Source organism: Microcoleus sp. A6-C6, from assembly GCF_036705955.1.
GTDB lineage: Bacteria > Cyanobacteriota > Cyanobacteriia > Cyanobacteriales > Microcoleaceae > Microcoleus.
The window spans coordinates 11,659-28,892 of record NZ_JAUBVR010000055.1 but is presented as its reverse complement, the minus strand read 5'-3'; the positions used below and the strand labels follow the sequence as shown (position 1 = coordinate 28,892).

General features: G+C 46.6%; 6 protein-coding genes. All 6 read left to right on the top strand.

The genetic code is table 11. The features are described 5' to 3' along the window. The first annotated feature begins 1 nt into the window (after nucleotide 1). The 6 genes from QUB52_RS20365 to QUB52_RS20340 all read left to right on the top strand — a co-directional run bounded on the left by QUB52_RS20365 (nucleotide 2) and on the right by QUB52_RS20340 (nucleotide 17,143). Nucleotides 2–3,274: a non-ribosomal peptide synthetase gene (locus QUB52_RS20365; protein ID WP_332974042.1), complete on the top strand. Its 3,273-nt coding sequence runs from the start codon at nucleotides 2–4 to the stop codon at nucleotides 3,272–3,274. Between the two features lie 246 nt (nucleotides 3,275–3,520). After that, a complete protein-coding gene (gene panP, locus QUB52_RS20360) occupies nucleotides 3,521–5,209 on the top strand; it encodes a pyridoxal-dependent aspartate 1-decarboxylase PanP (protein WP_332974043.1) in 1,689 nt (562 codons plus the stop codon). Beyond that, a complete protein-coding gene (locus tag QUB52_RS20355) occupies nucleotides 5,196–6,740 on the top strand; it encodes a condensation domain-containing protein (RefSeq protein WP_332974045.1) in 1,545 nt (514 codons plus the stop codon). The genes panP and QUB52_RS20355 overlap by 14 nt, the downstream gene beginning before the upstream one ends. Before the next feature lie 173 nt (nucleotides 6,741–6,913). Beyond that, entirely contained in the window at nucleotides 6,914–7,963 is a 1,050-nt protein-coding gene (locus QUB52_RS20350) for a TauD/TfdA family dioxygenase (RefSeq protein ID WP_332974047.1), read from the top strand. Between the two features lie 22 nt (nucleotides 7,964–7,985). Then, a complete protein-coding gene (locus QUB52_RS20345; protein WP_332974048.1) occupies nucleotides 7,986–11,249 on the top strand; it encodes a non-ribosomal peptide synthetase in 3,264 nt (1,087 codons plus the stop codon). 134 nt (nucleotides 11,250–11,383) lie between these two features. Then, nucleotides 11,384–17,143: a non-ribosomal peptide synthetase gene (locus QUB52_RS20340; RefSeq protein WP_332974049.1), complete on the top strand. Its 5,760-nt coding sequence runs from the start codon at nucleotides 11,384–11,386 to the stop codon at nucleotides 17,141–17,143. The last annotated feature ends 91 nt before the right edge of the window (nucleotides 17,144–17,234 follow it).

Here is a 17,234-nt window from a genome sequence, read left to right as displayed (position 1 = left end):
GATGAGCAAAGGCAATATCGAAGATTTTTATCCCCTCTCCCCAGCGCAGCAGGGCATTCTGTTTCATTCCCTTTACCAGCCAGAATCTGGCGTATATTTCGGGCAACTGCTGTGCGTCTTGCGCGGCGATCTCAATGTTTCTGCTTTTAGAAATAGTTGGCAAAAAGTTGTAGAGCGGCATCCCATTTTGCGGACTTGTTTCGTGTGGAAAAATTTGAAAGATCCCGTGCAAGCGGTGCGTAAACAGACTGCATTATCTTGGCAGCAAATGGACTGGCGATCGCTCTCAGTTTCCGAACAAGAACAGCAGCTAGAAACGTATCTAAAAGCCGATCGCGAGCAGGGCTTTGACTTGACATCAGCTCCCTTAATTCGCATTGCACTGGCGCAGTTAGAAACCGATACTTTTCAGTTTATTTTGAGCCACCACCACTTAGTTTTAGATGGGTGGTCGCTTTCTATTGTTCTTGATGAAGTTTTTGCATTTTATCAAGCCTTCTCTCAGGGCGAGGAATTGCACCTCAAACGCCCTCGCCCTTATCGGGATTACATCGCGTGGCTGCACCAGCAAGATTTATCTGCGGCTGAGTCATTTTGGCGGCAAACTCTCAAAGGTTTTGCGGCTCCAAGTGCGATCGCGCGGGGCAATATTGTCGCGGGAAACCGTTTAGAAAGTAGTGGCGAACAGCAGGTGATATTTTCTGCTACAGCTACCGTCGCACTACAATCCTTAGCGAAACAGCATCAACTAACATTAAATACCCTCGTGCAGGCAGCTTGGGCGCTACTTTTGAGCCGATACAGTGGCGAGGAAGATATCGTTTTTGGTACGGTTGTCTCCGGGCGGCCCCCAGATTTAATGGGCGCTGAATCGGTAGTGGGACTGTTTGTAAATCCTCTGCCAGTGCGGGTAAAATTTGACCGACATGACTCTATGTTATCTTGGCTGAAAGAACTTCAAGCGCAACAAGTGGAGGCGCGACAGTATGAGTACAGCCCCCTCGTTGAGGTACAGGGGTGGAGCGAAGTTCCTCGAAGTTTGCCTCTATTTGAGAGTCTCGTCGTCTTTGAAAATTATCCTTCGGATGCTTCTTTGCAGGAGAAAATTCACAACTTAAAGGTAGAGAATATTCGCTCCTTGGAAACAACGAATTATCCTCTAACGGTGATGGCGATGCCGGGTGCCCAATTGACGCTAAAAATTATTTTCGATCGTAGCTGCTTTGACGACAGTGCGATCGCACGGATGCTCGGACACCTGCAAACTTTACTCCAGGGAATGACTGCCAATCCTCAGCGGCAACTGTCAGAATTGCCCCTATTGAGCGCCGCCGATCGCCAGCAAATACTTGTCCAGTGGAACGATACCCAAGCGGATTACCCCAAAAATGCCTCAATTCACGAATTGTTTGCAGCGCAAACAGAGCGAACCCCAGATGCAGTAGCTGCACTTTGCGAAAATCAACAATTGACTTACCGCGAATTGAATGCCAAAGCCAACCAAATCGCGCATTACCTGCAATCTCTAGGTGTAAAACCCGAAGTTTTGGTGGGAATTTGCTTAGAGCGATCGCTGTCCATGCTAGTGGCCATTTTGGGCATTTTAAAAGTCGGTGCCGCTTACGTTCCTCTCGATCCTGCTTATCCCCAAAAGCGTCTTGCTTTCATGCTGGCCGACGCAAAAGTTCCGGTGCTTTTGACTCAAAAAAATCTCCTAGAAACCCTCTCCGAACACACCGCTAGAGTCGTCTGTATCGACGCTGAATGGCAGGAAATTTCCCGCGAGAGCGATCGCAACCCCGCTGTTAAAGTGGAAGCCGATCACCTCGCTTACGTCCTCTACACTTCCGGCTCGACTGGCACTCCCAAAGGCGTACTCGGCACCCACCGAGGCATAGTCAATCGCTGTTTTTGGAACCCCTACCCTTTTACGAAAGAAGATATTTGCGGCCAAAAGACATCCTTAAATTTTGTCGATTCGGTTTGGGAAATTTTTGCTCCTTTGCTGCATGGGTTGCCAACGGTGATTATTCCCGATCGAGCCGTCAAAGATATTAACCAATTCCTTCAAACCTTATCAAAGCAAAATGTAACGCGACTGGTGCTAGTTCCTTCTTTGTTGCGCGCTCTCTTAGATTCCTTCCCTGATTTAGACAGGCGTTTGCCTCAATTAAAATATTGGATTTGCAGCGGAGAAACTCTGCCGCTGGAACTTTGCCAGCAATTTCGAGAGCAGATGCCCCAACGGGTATTAATCAATCTTTATGGCTCTTCTGAAGTAGCTGCGGACGTGACGTGGTACGATGCAACTCACTGTGTCGAGAAAGTGGCAATCGGTCGCCCGATCGCCAACACGCAAATTTATCTGCTCGATCGCAATTTGCAACCCGTTCCGATCGGAATTCCCGGCGAGATTTACGTCGGCGGCGATGGATTGGCACAGGGCTACTTAAACCGCCCCGACTTAACCTCGGAGAAATTCATTTCTAACCCGTTTGGGCAACAAAAATTAGATTCTCTCGGTAATTTTCATCAAAAAGTTTTGTTCAAAACAGGCGATATCGGTTGTTACCTGCCGGATGGTAATATAGAATTTCTAGGCCGTGGCGATTGCCAAGTAAAAATTCGCGGTTTCCGCATCGAACTAGGAGAAATAGAGGCAGCACTTTCTCAACATTCTTCTGTGTCCACCGCTGCTGTTTTGCTTCAAGAAAATGCACCAGGCAATCAACGCCTAGTCGCTTACCTAGTTCCTAACTCAGGGTTCAGAAATCAGCACCCAGAACTTATTTCCGAATTGCGTTCATTCTTGAAGCACAAACTGCCGGATTACATGATACCTTCAGCTTTTGTGCTATTAGATGCGTTGCCACTAACGCCCAACGGAAAAATTGACCGCCTCGCCTTATCTCAAAGGTGCGATTACGTTTCTGATGAAACAGCCTTCACTGAGCCACAAACGCCCACAGAGAAAGAAATGGCTGAGATTTGGATTGCTCTTTTAGGGCTAGAAAAAGTAGGAACTAACCAAAACTTTTTTGACCTCGGCGGTCACTCTCTGATGGCAACGCAGTTAATATCGCGAGTGCGATCGGGCTTTGGAGTAGAGTTAGCGCTGTGCGATTTTTTTGCCGCTCCCACCATTCATAATTTGGCTGAACTAATCGAGGAAGAAATTCTGGCAAACGCCGATTCTAACCAGCTAGATGAATTGCTCGATCTCTTAGAAAATACTGATGGAGAGTCAGCACAAACTCTGATGCTGACTGAGTAAATATCGGGTTGTTAAGTTGACAGTTGACAGTTGACAGTTGACAGTTGACAGTTGACAGCACGCGGGGCGACCTCTCCCGGTCAGGAAGAGGATTGGAGTAATGAATAGTCTTCTTTTAATTTCTCCCTGCGAGGGAGAGGCTTTACACCAATTCTTTCTGATAAAAAAACACAAAAATCCCTTTTCCTTTAGGGTTTCTATGGGGAATAGGAGACAAAAAAGCCCACTTAAGAGGATTGATTCGGAATGAGTAAACTAACAGTAAAAACCAAAGATTTTCAAGATGTAATGCAGCCCTTAAAAGCCTCTGCTACCCCACTTGAAGAAAAGTTAATGGAGCTATTCAGTGCCTCAGAAAAGTCATTTGGGGCAGAAGAAGCAATGGAGGAGCGAATTTCTGCCCTAGTTCAAGACTTTTTGTACGCAAAAACCGCTAGTACAGATATTGACTTAGAGTTAATTATTCAGGAGTTTAGGGAAAACAAAATTCCCGCCATTCCTACAGATGTTGGGAATTATATGGATGATTTGGCCCAAACCCTCGTTGCCCATTCAATTCACACATCTTCCCCCCGATATATCGGTCACATGACGAGCGCACTTCCCTATTTTGTGCGCCCGATCGCAAAGCTTGTAACCGCGATGAATCAAAATTTAGTCAAGATGGAAACTGCCAAAGTTTTAAGCCCCTGCGAGCGCCAGACTTTAGCAATGATGCACGGATTAATTTACGATTTTTCTGAGGATTTTTATAACCAGCACATTCAAAAAAATGAGAGCACGCTCGGTATCATGACAACGGGCGGCACCCTAGCTAATATCACAGCCCTGTGGTGCGCTCGCAACGCTTCTTTAGGGCCAAAAAATAACTTTAGTGGCATTGAAAAAGAAGGGTTGTACGCAGCTTTAGAGTTTTACGGCTACAAGGGAATGGTGATAATCGGCTCCAATTTGATGCACTATTCTTTTGAAAAGGCTGCCGGTTTATTAGGCATTGGCGATCGCAATCTCCTAAAAATCCCCACCGATTCCAATCACCGCATGGATTTGGCAGCGCTGCGCCAAACTGTAGCCGAATGTCGCGATCGCAATCTGCACATTCTGGCAATTATCGGTATTGCAGGTAGCACCGATTCGGGAAGTATCGATCCGCTTCCAGAAATAGCCGCGATCGCGCAAGAAGCAAACGCTCACTTTCACGTCGATGCTGCTTGGGGCGGCCCCGTGCTTTTTTCCGAACGTCACCGGCACAAATTCGCAGGCATTGAACTAGCAGATTCCGTCACCATAGATGGACACAAACAAATGTATTTGCCAATGGGAATCGGCATGGTTTTATTCCGCAATCCCCAAACCGCCAAAGTCATTGAAAAACACGCGCCCTACACGGTGCGAAAAGACTCCATCGATCTAGGCAAGCGCTCTCTCGAAGGCTCTCGACCAGGTGCGAGTTTGTTCTTGCAAGCCGCGTTGAATATCATCGGCCATCAAGGCTATGAGTTTTTGATAGATGGAGGCATCCATAAAACGCAGCACTTAGCTAATTTAATCCGGGAAAATCCAGCCTTTGAATTGCTGCTAGAACCACAAATTAATATTCTTTTATACCGCTACATTCCAGAAACATTCAGGGAAAAAGCAGCCAAAAAACAACTAACCGAAGCAGACAACCACTTCATCAATCAATTTAACGAGCGCCTTCAGGAGGCCCAGCGGCGAGCAGGTCACACCTTCGTATCGCGAACAACCGTGCAAAACACCTGTTATGGCAAAACCATTCCCATTGTTGCTTTTCGAGTCGTCCTTGCCAACCCCCTCACCACTGAAGCAGATATCAACATTGTTTTAAACGACCAGCTAAAAATAGCAGCAAAGCTTTCCTTAACTATCACAAACAGCGACCACTGTGAGGAGATAAATTATGATGTCTACTAATCGTTCAGAACGACTAAAAAACCTGTCGCCCCAGAAGCGAGCGCTCCTCCTCAAAGCATTGGGCAAAGAGGCAGTACAGGCTGAGCAATCTCAGCGCATTCCCAGGCGATCGCAGCAAAATTATGCTCCCCTTTCTTTTGCCCAGCAACGGCTGTGGTTTCTCGATCGATTGTCTCCCGAAAACCCTGCCTACAACCTTCCTGCTGCTGTGCGTTTGCAAGGACAATTGAATTTGTCAGCACTGCAACAAACACTCAATGAAATTGTCCGGCGTCACGAAGTTTTACGGACTGCTTTTGCAGAAGTAGACGAGCAACCTGTCCAACTGATTTCTCCTTCCTTGGATTTCGCTTTGTCGGTGGTAAACTTGCGACATTTACCAGAAACTGAGCAGCAAGCTGAAATTGAGCAGCGTACTCTTGAAGAAGCCCAACGCCCCTTTGACTTAACGCGATCGCCCTTACTGCGGAGCACTTTGCTGCAACTTAGTTCGGCAGAATATGTGTTGCTGCTGACGATACACCACATTATTTCTGATGGTTGGTCTATGGGGGTATTGGTGCGAGAAGTGGCCGCACTTTATGAAGCTTTTTCCAATGAAAAACCCTCTCCCCTACCTGAACTTTCCGTGCAGTATGCCGACTTCGCCAGTTGGCAGCGGCAGCATTTCCAGGGAGAGAAATTAGAAAAACAGCTCGCTTATTGGAAACAGCAATTGGGAGGCACTTTAGCTGTGCTGTCAACAGATAGGCAGCGCTCTCCCGTGCCAACTTTCCGAGGGTCGCAGCAATCTTTTGTGATTTCTGCTTCTTTAACTGAAAGACTGAAAGCGCTCACCCAGCAACAAGATGTCACCCTATTTATGACGTTATTGGCAGTATTTCAATCCTTGCTATACTGCCACACAAAGCAGAACAACCTCGCTATTGGCTCTCCAATCGCCAATCGCAACCGCCTTGAATTAGAGGAATTAATTGGATTTTTTGTCAATACTTTAGTGCTGCGAATTGACACCGCAGGTAATCCAACTTTTCGCGAACTACTCGCTCGAACACGCGAGGCAGCTTTAGCAGCTTACGCTCACCCGGATGTTCCTTTTGAAAAGCTTGTGGAGGAATTGCAGCCGGAGCGAAATCTCAGCTATAACCCGCTGTTTCAAGTGTGGTTTGTTCTCCAGAATGCACCCATGCCACCCCTGGAATTAGGCGATTTGACCTTGAGCATTATGGAATTCGATGTCGGTATGTCGAGACACGATTTAAGCCTCACTCTCTGGGAGGTTTCAGAAGGAATCCAAGGCTTATTTGACTACAAAACAGACTTATTTGAGGCTGCGACCATTGCCCGAATGGTGAGAGGTTTCCAAATCCTCCTCAACCAGGTAGTTATCCAGCCAGATATGAGGATAGACGACTTGGCAGAAATTATTTCCGAAGCAGAAAGGCAGCACCAAATCGAGCAGCAAAAACAAATTCAAATTTCGGGAATTCAAAAATTAAAAATGGCTAAACGCAAAGTTATAAAAAGTTGAAAATGATGGCTCATATCAATTCCGGTTGCATTGGAATGATTAAACCGCAGAGTACGCAGAGAACGCAGAGGAAGAGAACAGAGAGATGAATACAGGACGATGCTAACGGATTTGATATCAATCTCTCAGGTTTTTCGGGACAAAGGGATAAAATTTTCACCAAAGCAAAAGCTATGACAAATACAGAAACAAAGAATTTCAATTCCCAAAAGTTAGGATCAGTTAGGCGCAAAGCCGTCAGCCTCTCCTCAGAGGAATTAGTCAAAACCGCCTACCTCCAGCCGGAAAACCTTCTACCTCTAGTTGTTCAGCCAACAGTAGAAAAATTAAATCTCGCAGGTTGGGCACAGAACAATCGCTCATCAATTGAAACGCAGTTATGGAAGCATGGAGGAATACTTTTTCGAGGCTTTGAAGTCGGCGGGGTGAATGGTTTTGAGCAGTTTATTCAAACTCTTGCTGGCGATTTGTTGGAATATTCTTTTCGCTCAACTCCGCGCAGTCAGGTGAGCGGAAATATCTACACTTCCACCGAGTATCCTGCCGATCAATTCATCCCGCTGCACAATGAAATGGCTTATTCTCGAAATTGGCCGCTGAAAATCGCTTTTTTCTGCGTCAAGAAAGCTGAACAGGGAGGAGAAACCCCGATCGCTAACAGCCGTAAAGTGTTTGAAAGCCTGGATTCAAAGATTAGAGAAAAGTTTGCCCAGAAAAAGGTTATGTATGTGCGAAATTACGGCGGTGGCGTAGATTTACCCTGGCAAAATGTCTTCAATACTAACAGCCAAATTGAGGTAGAAAACTATTGCCAAAAAGCGGGAATTGAGTTAGAATGGAAAAGTGACAATCGCTTGAAAACTCGGCAAATATGTCAAGCTGTCGCCCAGCACCCAACAACTCAGGAAATGGTGTGGTTTAATCAAGCTCACCTCTTCCACATTTCCAATCTCGAACCCGTCCTTCGCAAAGAGCTTTTAACTTCTTTTAAACAGGAAGATTTACCCCGCAATGCTTATTACGGCGATGGCTCGCCCATCGAAGATTTTATATTAGACGAAATTCGTCGCTGCTATCAGCAAGAAACGATTGTTTTCCCTTGGGAAAAAGGAGATGTTTTGCTCTTAGATAATATGCTAGCCGCGCACGGACGCACGCCATTTTCGGGTTCGCGTCGGGTTGTTGTCGGTATGGCAGAAGCGTTTAGCTGTCAAAATATTTAGGCTTATTAAAGGAACTTTAGAAATGCAAAAGAAAACAATCGAAGGGTTTAGACTCTCTCCACAGCAACGGCATCTGTGGGGGTTACAGCAAAATAAAAGTCAACAGACTTATCGCGTTCGAGGTGCAATTTTAATTACCGGAAATCTCGATCGAGAGATTCTTAAAAGTGCGCTGCAAAATGTCGTGAATCGGCACGAAATCCTGCGGACTAGCTTTCACTGCTTGCCTGGGATGACACTACCCCTGCAAGCGATCGCCTGCACTGGTGAAGTTCCTATCTCGGAACACAATCTGAGTGGTTTGTCTCCAGAAGCACAAGAGGCTAAAATCGCAGCGCTTTTTCAGGAACTAAACCAGCTTCCTTTTGATTTTGAGCGCGGCCCACTTTGGCAGATATCTTTAGTCACTCTGGCGCAAAACAAGCTGCTATTGCTGACAAACTTCTCTGCCTTAATTGCAGATAGCGCCACCCTGAGAAATTTCGCCCGCGAACTCAGCCTTTCCTACTCAGCCTGCACGCGCGGGGAAGAACTCTCTCATGAGTCAATGCAATATGCCGATATTGCTGAGTGGCAAAATGAGTTACTCGAATCAGAAGAAACGGCAATCGGCAAAGAATATTGGTGCAAACTGAATCTTGAATCTTTGGATTCCTTAACGCTTCCTTGGGAGAAGAAGAATTCAGAAGCGGAATTTTTGCCGCTAGTAGAAAGGGTAGAAATTCGGGGTGATTTGTTAAACAGCCTGGAAGCGATCGCCCAAAAGCACAAAAGCGATATTTCTGCATTCCTGCTGGCTTGCTGGCAAATTCTCATTTGGCGACTTACCAGAGGGCAAAACCCGATAATTGGCGTAGCGATTGACGGCAGAAAATATGAAGAATTAGAACACTCTCTGGGGCTGCTGTGCAAATACTTACCCCTACGATGCCCAGTGCAAGACGAGTTAAATTTCTCACAAGTGACGCAGCAAGTTGAGCTTAATCTCAACGAGATGTACAACTGGCAAGAATATTTTAGCTGGGAAGAAATCTTAGAAAACGAAAAAAGCAGCAGCTTTTGGCCCGTCTGCTTTGAGTTCCAAGGAGAGCCTAAGAACTCTGATAATTTAGACGTTTCATTTTCCCTTGTTCGGCAAGATGCCTGTCTAGAGCCATTCAAACTCAAGCTCTCCTGCCTTCGCCTGTGCAATTCCATAAGCGCTGAATTTCACTACGATTCCGCTTTATTTGCTGCGGCAGATATAAAGCGCTTGTCAGAACACTTTCAGGCGCTCTTAGAAAGCATAGTCAAAAATCCCGAAGTCGCTATCAGTCAGGTAGACATACTGAGCGATCGCGATCGCCACCAGCTTCTCGTCGAGTTCAACCAAACCCAGAAAGATTACCAGACAAACAAGTGCGTTCACCAGCTTTTTGAAGAACAAGCCGATCGCACACCAGATAGCATTGCCGTTGTCTTTGAAGACCAAAAAATTACCTACCGAGAACTCAACGATCGCGCCAATCAACTCGCCCATCACCTGCAAAACTTGGGAGTTGAGCCAGAGGCAATTGTCGGCATTTGCGTTGAAAGGGGGGCGGGCACGGGGGCACCGCCCCTACAGGCAATCGTAGGAATGCTGGGCGTACTCAAAGCAGGTGGTGCCTATTTACCGATCGATCCAACGACCCCAATAGAGCGCAAAGCGCTAATGCTAGAAGACGCTAAGGTGAAGGTTTTGCTTGTACAACAGCGGCTCATCGAAAGCTTGCCAAAAACTCAGGCAAATATTGTTTGCATCGATACAGACATTCCCACTGTTTCTGCCTCTTACACGCCCCGTGTTTCTACAGACAATTTAGCTTATGTCATCTATACTTCCGGTTCCACTGGCACGCCCAAAGGAGTCGCGATCGAACACCGGCAACTGCTCAATTACCTACACAGTATTCAGGAAAGATTAAACCTGCCATCCGGTGCCAGTTTTGCTACCGTTTCAACCTTCGCCGCCGACTTAGGAAACACAGCGATTTTCCCCGCCCTTTGTTTCGGCGGTTGCCTGCATATTATCTCCCAAGAACGCGCCACCGATCCAGAGGCACTTGGTGAATATTTCGGCCGCAATCCCATCGACTGCCTCAAAATAGTTCCCTCTCACTTAGCTGCCCTTTTAAATTCCTCTCAACCCAAGTCAATTTTGCCTCACAAACGACTAATTTTAGGCGGTGAAGCTGCAAGCTGGGAGTTAATTGAACAAGTTCGCGAAATCGCTCCTGACTGCCTTATTTTCAATCACTACGGGCCAACAGAAGCGACAGTAGGCGTGCTAACCTATCAAGTCGAATTTGATAAAATTGGGTGCGGTTTTGACACAGTTCCACTAGGTCTTCCGATTGCCAACACTCAGATTTATATCTTGGATTGTTACTTGCAACCAGTGCCGATCGGCGTACCTGGTGAACTGTACATCGGCGGTGATAATTTGGCGCGCGGATATCTTAACCGCCCTGAATTAACCGCAGAAAAATTTATTCGCAATCCATTTGACACGCAAGCAAAGACGCGACTGTACAAAACCGGCGACTTGGCTCGTTATTTGCCAGACGGAAACATCGAATTTATCGGGCGAATTGACAATCAAGTAAAAATTCGGGGCTTCCGCATTGAATTGGGAGAAATTGAAGCGGCGTTAGGGCAGTATCCAGAAATCGCGCAGGCTGTAGTGGTGGCGCGGGAAGATGCGCCTGGTGAGAAGCGCCTCGTGGCTTATTTGGTTTCCGAGCAGAAACAAGCACCTACCCACAAGGAAATTCGCAATTTTTTAACGTCAAAATTGCCTGATTACATGGTGCCTTGGGCTTTTGTAACGCTCAAAAGTTTGCCGTTAACTCCTAATGGCAAGATCGATCGGCGATCGCTGCCCGCACCTGACGAAATGCGATCGGAGTTGACAGGAAACTTTGTCGCGCCTCGCACAAATATTGAGGAAGTTTTAGCCGCTATCTGGGCGGAAGTTCTCAAACTTGAAAAAGTCGGCATTTACGACAACTTTTTTGAATTAGGAGGGCATTCCTTATTAGCAACTCAAGTAATTTCCAGAGTGCGCCAAGCATTTCAGGTGGAGTTGCCTTTGCACCGTTTATTTGAGTCGGCCACTGTCGCCGATTTTGCTGTAGCGATCGCGCAAAAGCAAGTCGAACAAACAGACAGTGAAATGCTAGCGAGGGTGTTAGCAGACCTCGATCAACTGTCAGAAGCACAAATTCAAGAAATTCTCGCCCAGCAAGGAGTCAATCGATTTTAGATTTTAGATTTTAGATTTTAGATTGACCCCACGGATAAATGCGGGGGCTTGAGGATTTGAGATTTGAGATTTGGAATTGATTCCACGCATAAATCCGGGGCATTGTACCACCTTTGAAATTCGTTTGTCAGAAAATGAGTGATTTAATCGAACGCATCGCGACTCTTTCTCCCCAAAAGCGCCAGTTGCTGTTGCAGCGACTCAACCAGAAAAAAGAAAACGTTTCGCTAGCACAAATTCTGCCTCAAAGTCGAGAGTCTAACACTTTTCCTCTGTCGTTTGCTCAACAGCGGTTGTGGTTTTTTGAGCAACTAAATCCAGGCAACTTTACCTATCACATCCCCGCCGCTGTGCGTTTGACGGGAACACTTGACGCGATCGCCCTCGATCGAAGTCTCAACGAACTTGTCAAGCGTCATGAAGTTTTGCGAACGGCTTTTAAGACAATAAACGGGCAACCCGTTCAGGCGATCGCTTCAAATCTGGAATTTAAAATTTTAGAAATAGATTTGCGATCGCTTCCTGAAACTGAACGATCTCGCGAAGTAGAACAGTTAATCGCCACAGAAGCAAAGCTTGCTTTCGACCTCTCACAAGCACCCTTATTGCGCGCCAAATTGCTGCACTTGAGCGATTCAAACTGGGTGCTGCTATTGAGTACGCACCACATCATTTCCGATGCCTGGTCAATGGGAATATTCATCCAGGAACTCGCCACGTTTTATCAAGCCTTTTGCACTGGCAAACCTTCTCCCCTTCCCGAAATGTCGGTACAGTACGCAGACTTTGCAAGTTGGCAGCGCCAGTGGTTGCAGGGAGAAGTTTTAGAGACGCAGCTTGCTTACTGGAAAAAACAGCTTGGAGGCAATCTCCCGGTATTAAATTTGCCAACCGATCGCCCCCGATCGGCAGTACAAACCTTCCGAGGTGCCGTGCATAAATTCACCATTCCCAAGGCAATCGCAGAGGAAATGGCCCAATTAAGCCAGCGGGAAAAAGCTACTTTATTTATGACCCTACTGGCAGCGTTTAAAACGTTGCTCTATCGCTACACCGGGCAAGAAGATATTTTAGTCGGCTCCCCCATTGCTAACCGCAACCGACGTGAAATCGAGGAAGTAATTGGCTTATTTGCTAACACCTTAGTTTTTCGCACCAATTTGTCGAGCAACCCGACTTTTAAAGAGTTACTGGGGATCGTGCGAGAAGTAGCTCTCGGCGCGTATAACCACCAGGATTTGCCCTTTGAGAAGCTTGTAGAAATCATACACCACGAACGAGATTTAAGTCATAATCCGCTATTTCAGGTGTTGTTTTCTCTGCGAAATGTTCGGACACCGCAGATAAAATTGCCAGGAGTGACGTTGAGCGATTTAGAAATAGAACGGAAAACGGCGAGATTTGATTTAGCGCTTGACCTAGAGGAAGGATTAGAGGGTATTAATGGAACCCTTGAGTATAGCCAAGATTTGTTTGACGCTAGCACTGCACGACGGATAGCCGGACATTTTATAACCTTACTAGAAAGTATAGCTGCCAATCCCGAACAGCGCCTTTCAAATTTGCCAATCTTGACGAAATATGAACAGCAGCAACTACTATTCGAGTGGAACAATACTCAATCGGAGCTTCCGAAAAATCAGTGCCTACACGAATTATTTGAAGCGCAGACAGAGCGGACGCCAGATGCGATCGCTGTCGTCTTAGAAAATGAAAATCTGACTTACCGGGAACTGAACAAACAAGCAAATAATCTCGCAAATTACTTGCAAAAAATCGGTGTCAACCCAGAAGTTTTGGTGGGAATTTATGTCGAGCGTTCCCTAGAAATGATGGTAGGGCTTCTGGGCATTCTCAAAGCCGGTGGCGCTTATGTTCCCCTCGATCCAGCCTATCCACCAGAGCGCCTGGGATTCATGTTGGAAGACGCGAAAATTTCCGTGTTACTAACTCAGAAAAAGCTATTAGAAACCCTGCCAACAAATAGCGCCTCCCTCGTGTTTCTGGATGCAGATTGGGAAGGCATATCGAGTTGCGACGAGCCAGTAGTGGGTTTACAAAATTCCTCCAATTTAGCCTATGTCATCTATACTTCAGGCTCAACAGGTAAACCCAAAGGAGTGCAAATTACCCACGCCTCTGCCGTTAACTTCTTGAGTTCTATGCGCCAACAACTCGCGATCGCAGACGGCGATGTTTGGCTAGCAGTAACATCCTTATCTTTTGACATTGCAGCGCTGGAACTGTTTCTGCCTATTACAACAGGTTCTCGCGTTGTTGTAGCCAGCCGAGAAGTGGCATCTAACGGGGAAAAGCTTTTAGAAACATTAACAAATTCTGGCGCGACAGTCATGCAAGCTACTCCAGCCAGTTGGAAAATGCTTTTAGCAGCAGGATGGCAGGGAAACAATCAATTAAAAATACTGTGCGGGGGAGAAGCTTTACCGCGACAACTCGCGAATCAGTTGCTTTTGCGCGGCGCTTCTGTGTGGAATTTATACGGCCCTACAGAAACCACTATCTGGTCTACTCTCTATCAGGTCGATCGCAAAGATGAATCAGTTTCCATCGGTCGCCCGATTGCTAACACTCAAATTTTCATCTTAGACCGCTATTTAATGCCGGTTCCCGTTGGCGTATTTGGCGAACTGCACATCGGCGGTGCAGGCTTATCTAGCGGCTACCTAAATCGACCGGAACTGACAGCAGAGAAGTTTATTCCTAACCCCTTTACAAAGGACGGAATTCATGCTTCATTTATCCTTCATCCTTCATCGTTTATTTTTTCAGAACGCCTCTATAAAACCGGGGACTTGGCTCGCTATCTCCCAGATGGAAACATTGAATTTATGGGGCGCAGCGACCATCAGGTGAAAGTTCGCGGATTTCGCATCGAATTAGGTGAAATTGAAACGGTACTCAGCCAATACCCAGCCGTGCGAGAAGCGATCGCACTGGTTCGAGAGGACAATCCGGGCGACAAGCGTTTAGTAGCTTATATCGTTGCTAACTCAGAACTCCGGGGCGGACAGGGGGATACTACTCCTACGCATTCAGAATTGATTAATCACTTGCGCGTCTTTCTCAAACAAAAACTGCCGCAGTACATGATGCCGTCAGCGTTTGTACTGCTGGAAGCAATGCCTTTAACGCCTAACGGAAAAATCGATCGGCGATCGCTAAGAGCACCTGACACAAACACAGCGGAATTCGAGAGCAATTTTACCCAGCCTCGAACTCCCGACGAGCAATTAATAGCAGAAATTTGGGCTGAAGTTCTCGGTTTAGAGCGAGTTGGAATTCACGATAACTTCTTTGAATTGGGAGGACATTCCCTGCTAGCAACGCAGGCGATCGCGCGCCTGCGAGAAGCGTTTCAAATTGAATTGCCCCTGCGCGTCTTATTTGAAGCGCCGACAGTCGCCAGTTTGAGCGATCGCATCTCCCAAATCAGCAGCAGCGATAGCCTTGTCAAAGCACCCCCCATCGAGCACATCTCGCGGGATGGAGAATTGCCGCTTTCTTTCGCCCAACAGCGCCTCTGGTTCCTCGATCGATTGCAACCGGGCAATCCGGCTTACAATATTCCAGCCGCCGTCCGCTTGAAAGGCGCGATCGACATCACAGCATTACAGCGCAGTTTCCAAACAATTATCGATCGCCACGAAGCCCTGCGGACAATTTTTAACACAGTCGAAGGGCGATCGATTCAAACAATTATTTCCTCCCCGACTTTCGCGCTTTCAGTCATAGATTTGCACGAATTCCCTCACTCCCAGCGGGAAACCGAAGCGATGCGACTCGCTCTTGAGGAAGCGCAACAACCTTTTGACTTAGCAAAATGGCCATTAATGCGCGTCACTTTGCTACAGTTAGACGAGACAGAATCTATCTTATTGCTAACCATTCATCACATCGTTGCAGATGGCTGGTCGCTAGGAGTAATCGTGCGGGAAATGGCTGTACTCTACGAAGCTTTTTGTGCTGGCAAAGCTTCCCCACTTTCCGAACTTCCCCTTCAATACGTCGATTATGCCGTGTGGCAGCGAAAGTGGCTTTCTGGAGAAGTTTTAGAAACAAAACTTGCCTATTGGAAGCAACACTTACGCAATCCGTTGCCAGTGCTGCAACTGCCTGCCAAACAACCGCGCTCTGATGTTTCTACCTATCGGGCTGCCCTTCAACAGTTTCAGCTTTCCCCAACCCTTTCGCAAGCCCTCAATAAGCTGAGCCGTCAAGAAAATGTCACCTTATTTATGACGCTGCTAGCCGCTTTAAAAGCGCTGCTATATCGCTATACAAATCAGGACGACATCATTGTCGGCACCGATCTCGCCAATCGCACCCAAATTGAGACAGAAGCTTTAATAGGCTTCTTTGTCAATATCCTCGCTTTGCGTACCGATTTGAGTGGCAATCTCACTTTCTGCGAATTGCTCGCAAAGGTGCGCGAAGTCACTTTAAAAGCCTACGCTCATCAAGATTTACCCTTCGACAAATTGGTGGAGGAATTACGCCCAGAACGCAGTCTCAATCAGACTCCAATTTTTCAAGTTTTATTCGTCATGCAAAATATGCCGATGCCTGCTTTAAAGCTTGGCGATTTAACTTTAACTCCGTTAGAAGTTGACAGCGAAATTGCGAAATTCGATTTAGTTCTCTTCGTAGGAGAAACCGAGCAGGGAATTGCAGGAACTTGGAAATACAATGCAGACCTTTTCGACAGCGCCACCATCGAGCAAATGTCCGGTCGCTTTGAAACTCTACTCAACAGCATTGTAGCGCAGCCCGAAACTAGGTTAAACAATTTGGAGATTCTCACGGAACCTGAAAAACAAAAACAAGCCATGCAAGAACTCAAGCGCGAAAAACTCAATTTTAGAAAATTTAAGAGCATTAAACCGAAAGAGATTGCTCTGCCTGAAGGCGAGTTGATAAAAACCGAGCTTCTCCAGCCTGGGGAACTCTTCCCCTTAGTCATTAAACCCGCTGTTAATAATGTCGATCTCGCGGATTGGGCTAAGAACAACCGCGAATTCATAGAGGCCAAATTGCTACAGCACGGAGCAATTCTATTTCGAGGTTTTACTGAGCCTGTAGTTTCTGCTTTCGAGCAGTTTGCTCTATCAATTTGTTCGGAATTATTTGGGGAGTACGGGGATTTGCCACGCGAAGGAGTTAGCGGAAAAGTTTACGGTTCAACTCCTTACCCAGCAGATAAAGCTATCTTATTTCACAGCGAGAGTTCGCACCTGCACCGCTGGCCGATGAAAATCTGGTTTTTCTGCGTTCAGCCAGCGCAACAAGGTGGAGAAACGCCGATTGTTGACTGTCGGAAAATTTACCAATTACTTGACCCCAAACTTCGAGAGAAATTTTCAGAGAAGCAAATTATGTATGTCCGCAACTACACAGATGGACTGGATGTAAGTTGGCAAGATTTCTTCAAAACAGAAGACAAAGCGACGGTTGAGAAATACTGCGGCCAAGCCGGGATAGAGTTTGAGTGGAAAGCGGGAAATAATTTGAGAACTCGCAAGGTTCGCCCCGCAATTGCCAAGCACCCAAAAACCAAAGAGATGGTATTTTTCAATCAACTCCCTTTGCACCACATTTCCTGCTTAGATGCAGCAACCCGCGCTTCTTTACTATCTGTTTTTGGAGAAGACAACCTCCCCCGCAATGTCTATTATGGTGACGGAACTCCGATTGAAGATTCGGTAATGGAAGAAATTCAGGCAGTGTACGCGCAAGCTGCTGTTAGTTTTCCCTGGCAAGCCGGAGACATCTTAATGCTAGATAATATGCTTGCCGCTCACAGTCGCAATCCATTTATAGGGTCGCGAAAAATTGTTGTCGCGATGGGCGAAATGATTCCTGAATCAGTAATTTAATTCCCTATCATATCATGTCCGGTCGATTACCCTGATTCCTGTAGGGGCGGGTTCACCAATAATATTTGCCAATAATTGACAATCTAAAAAA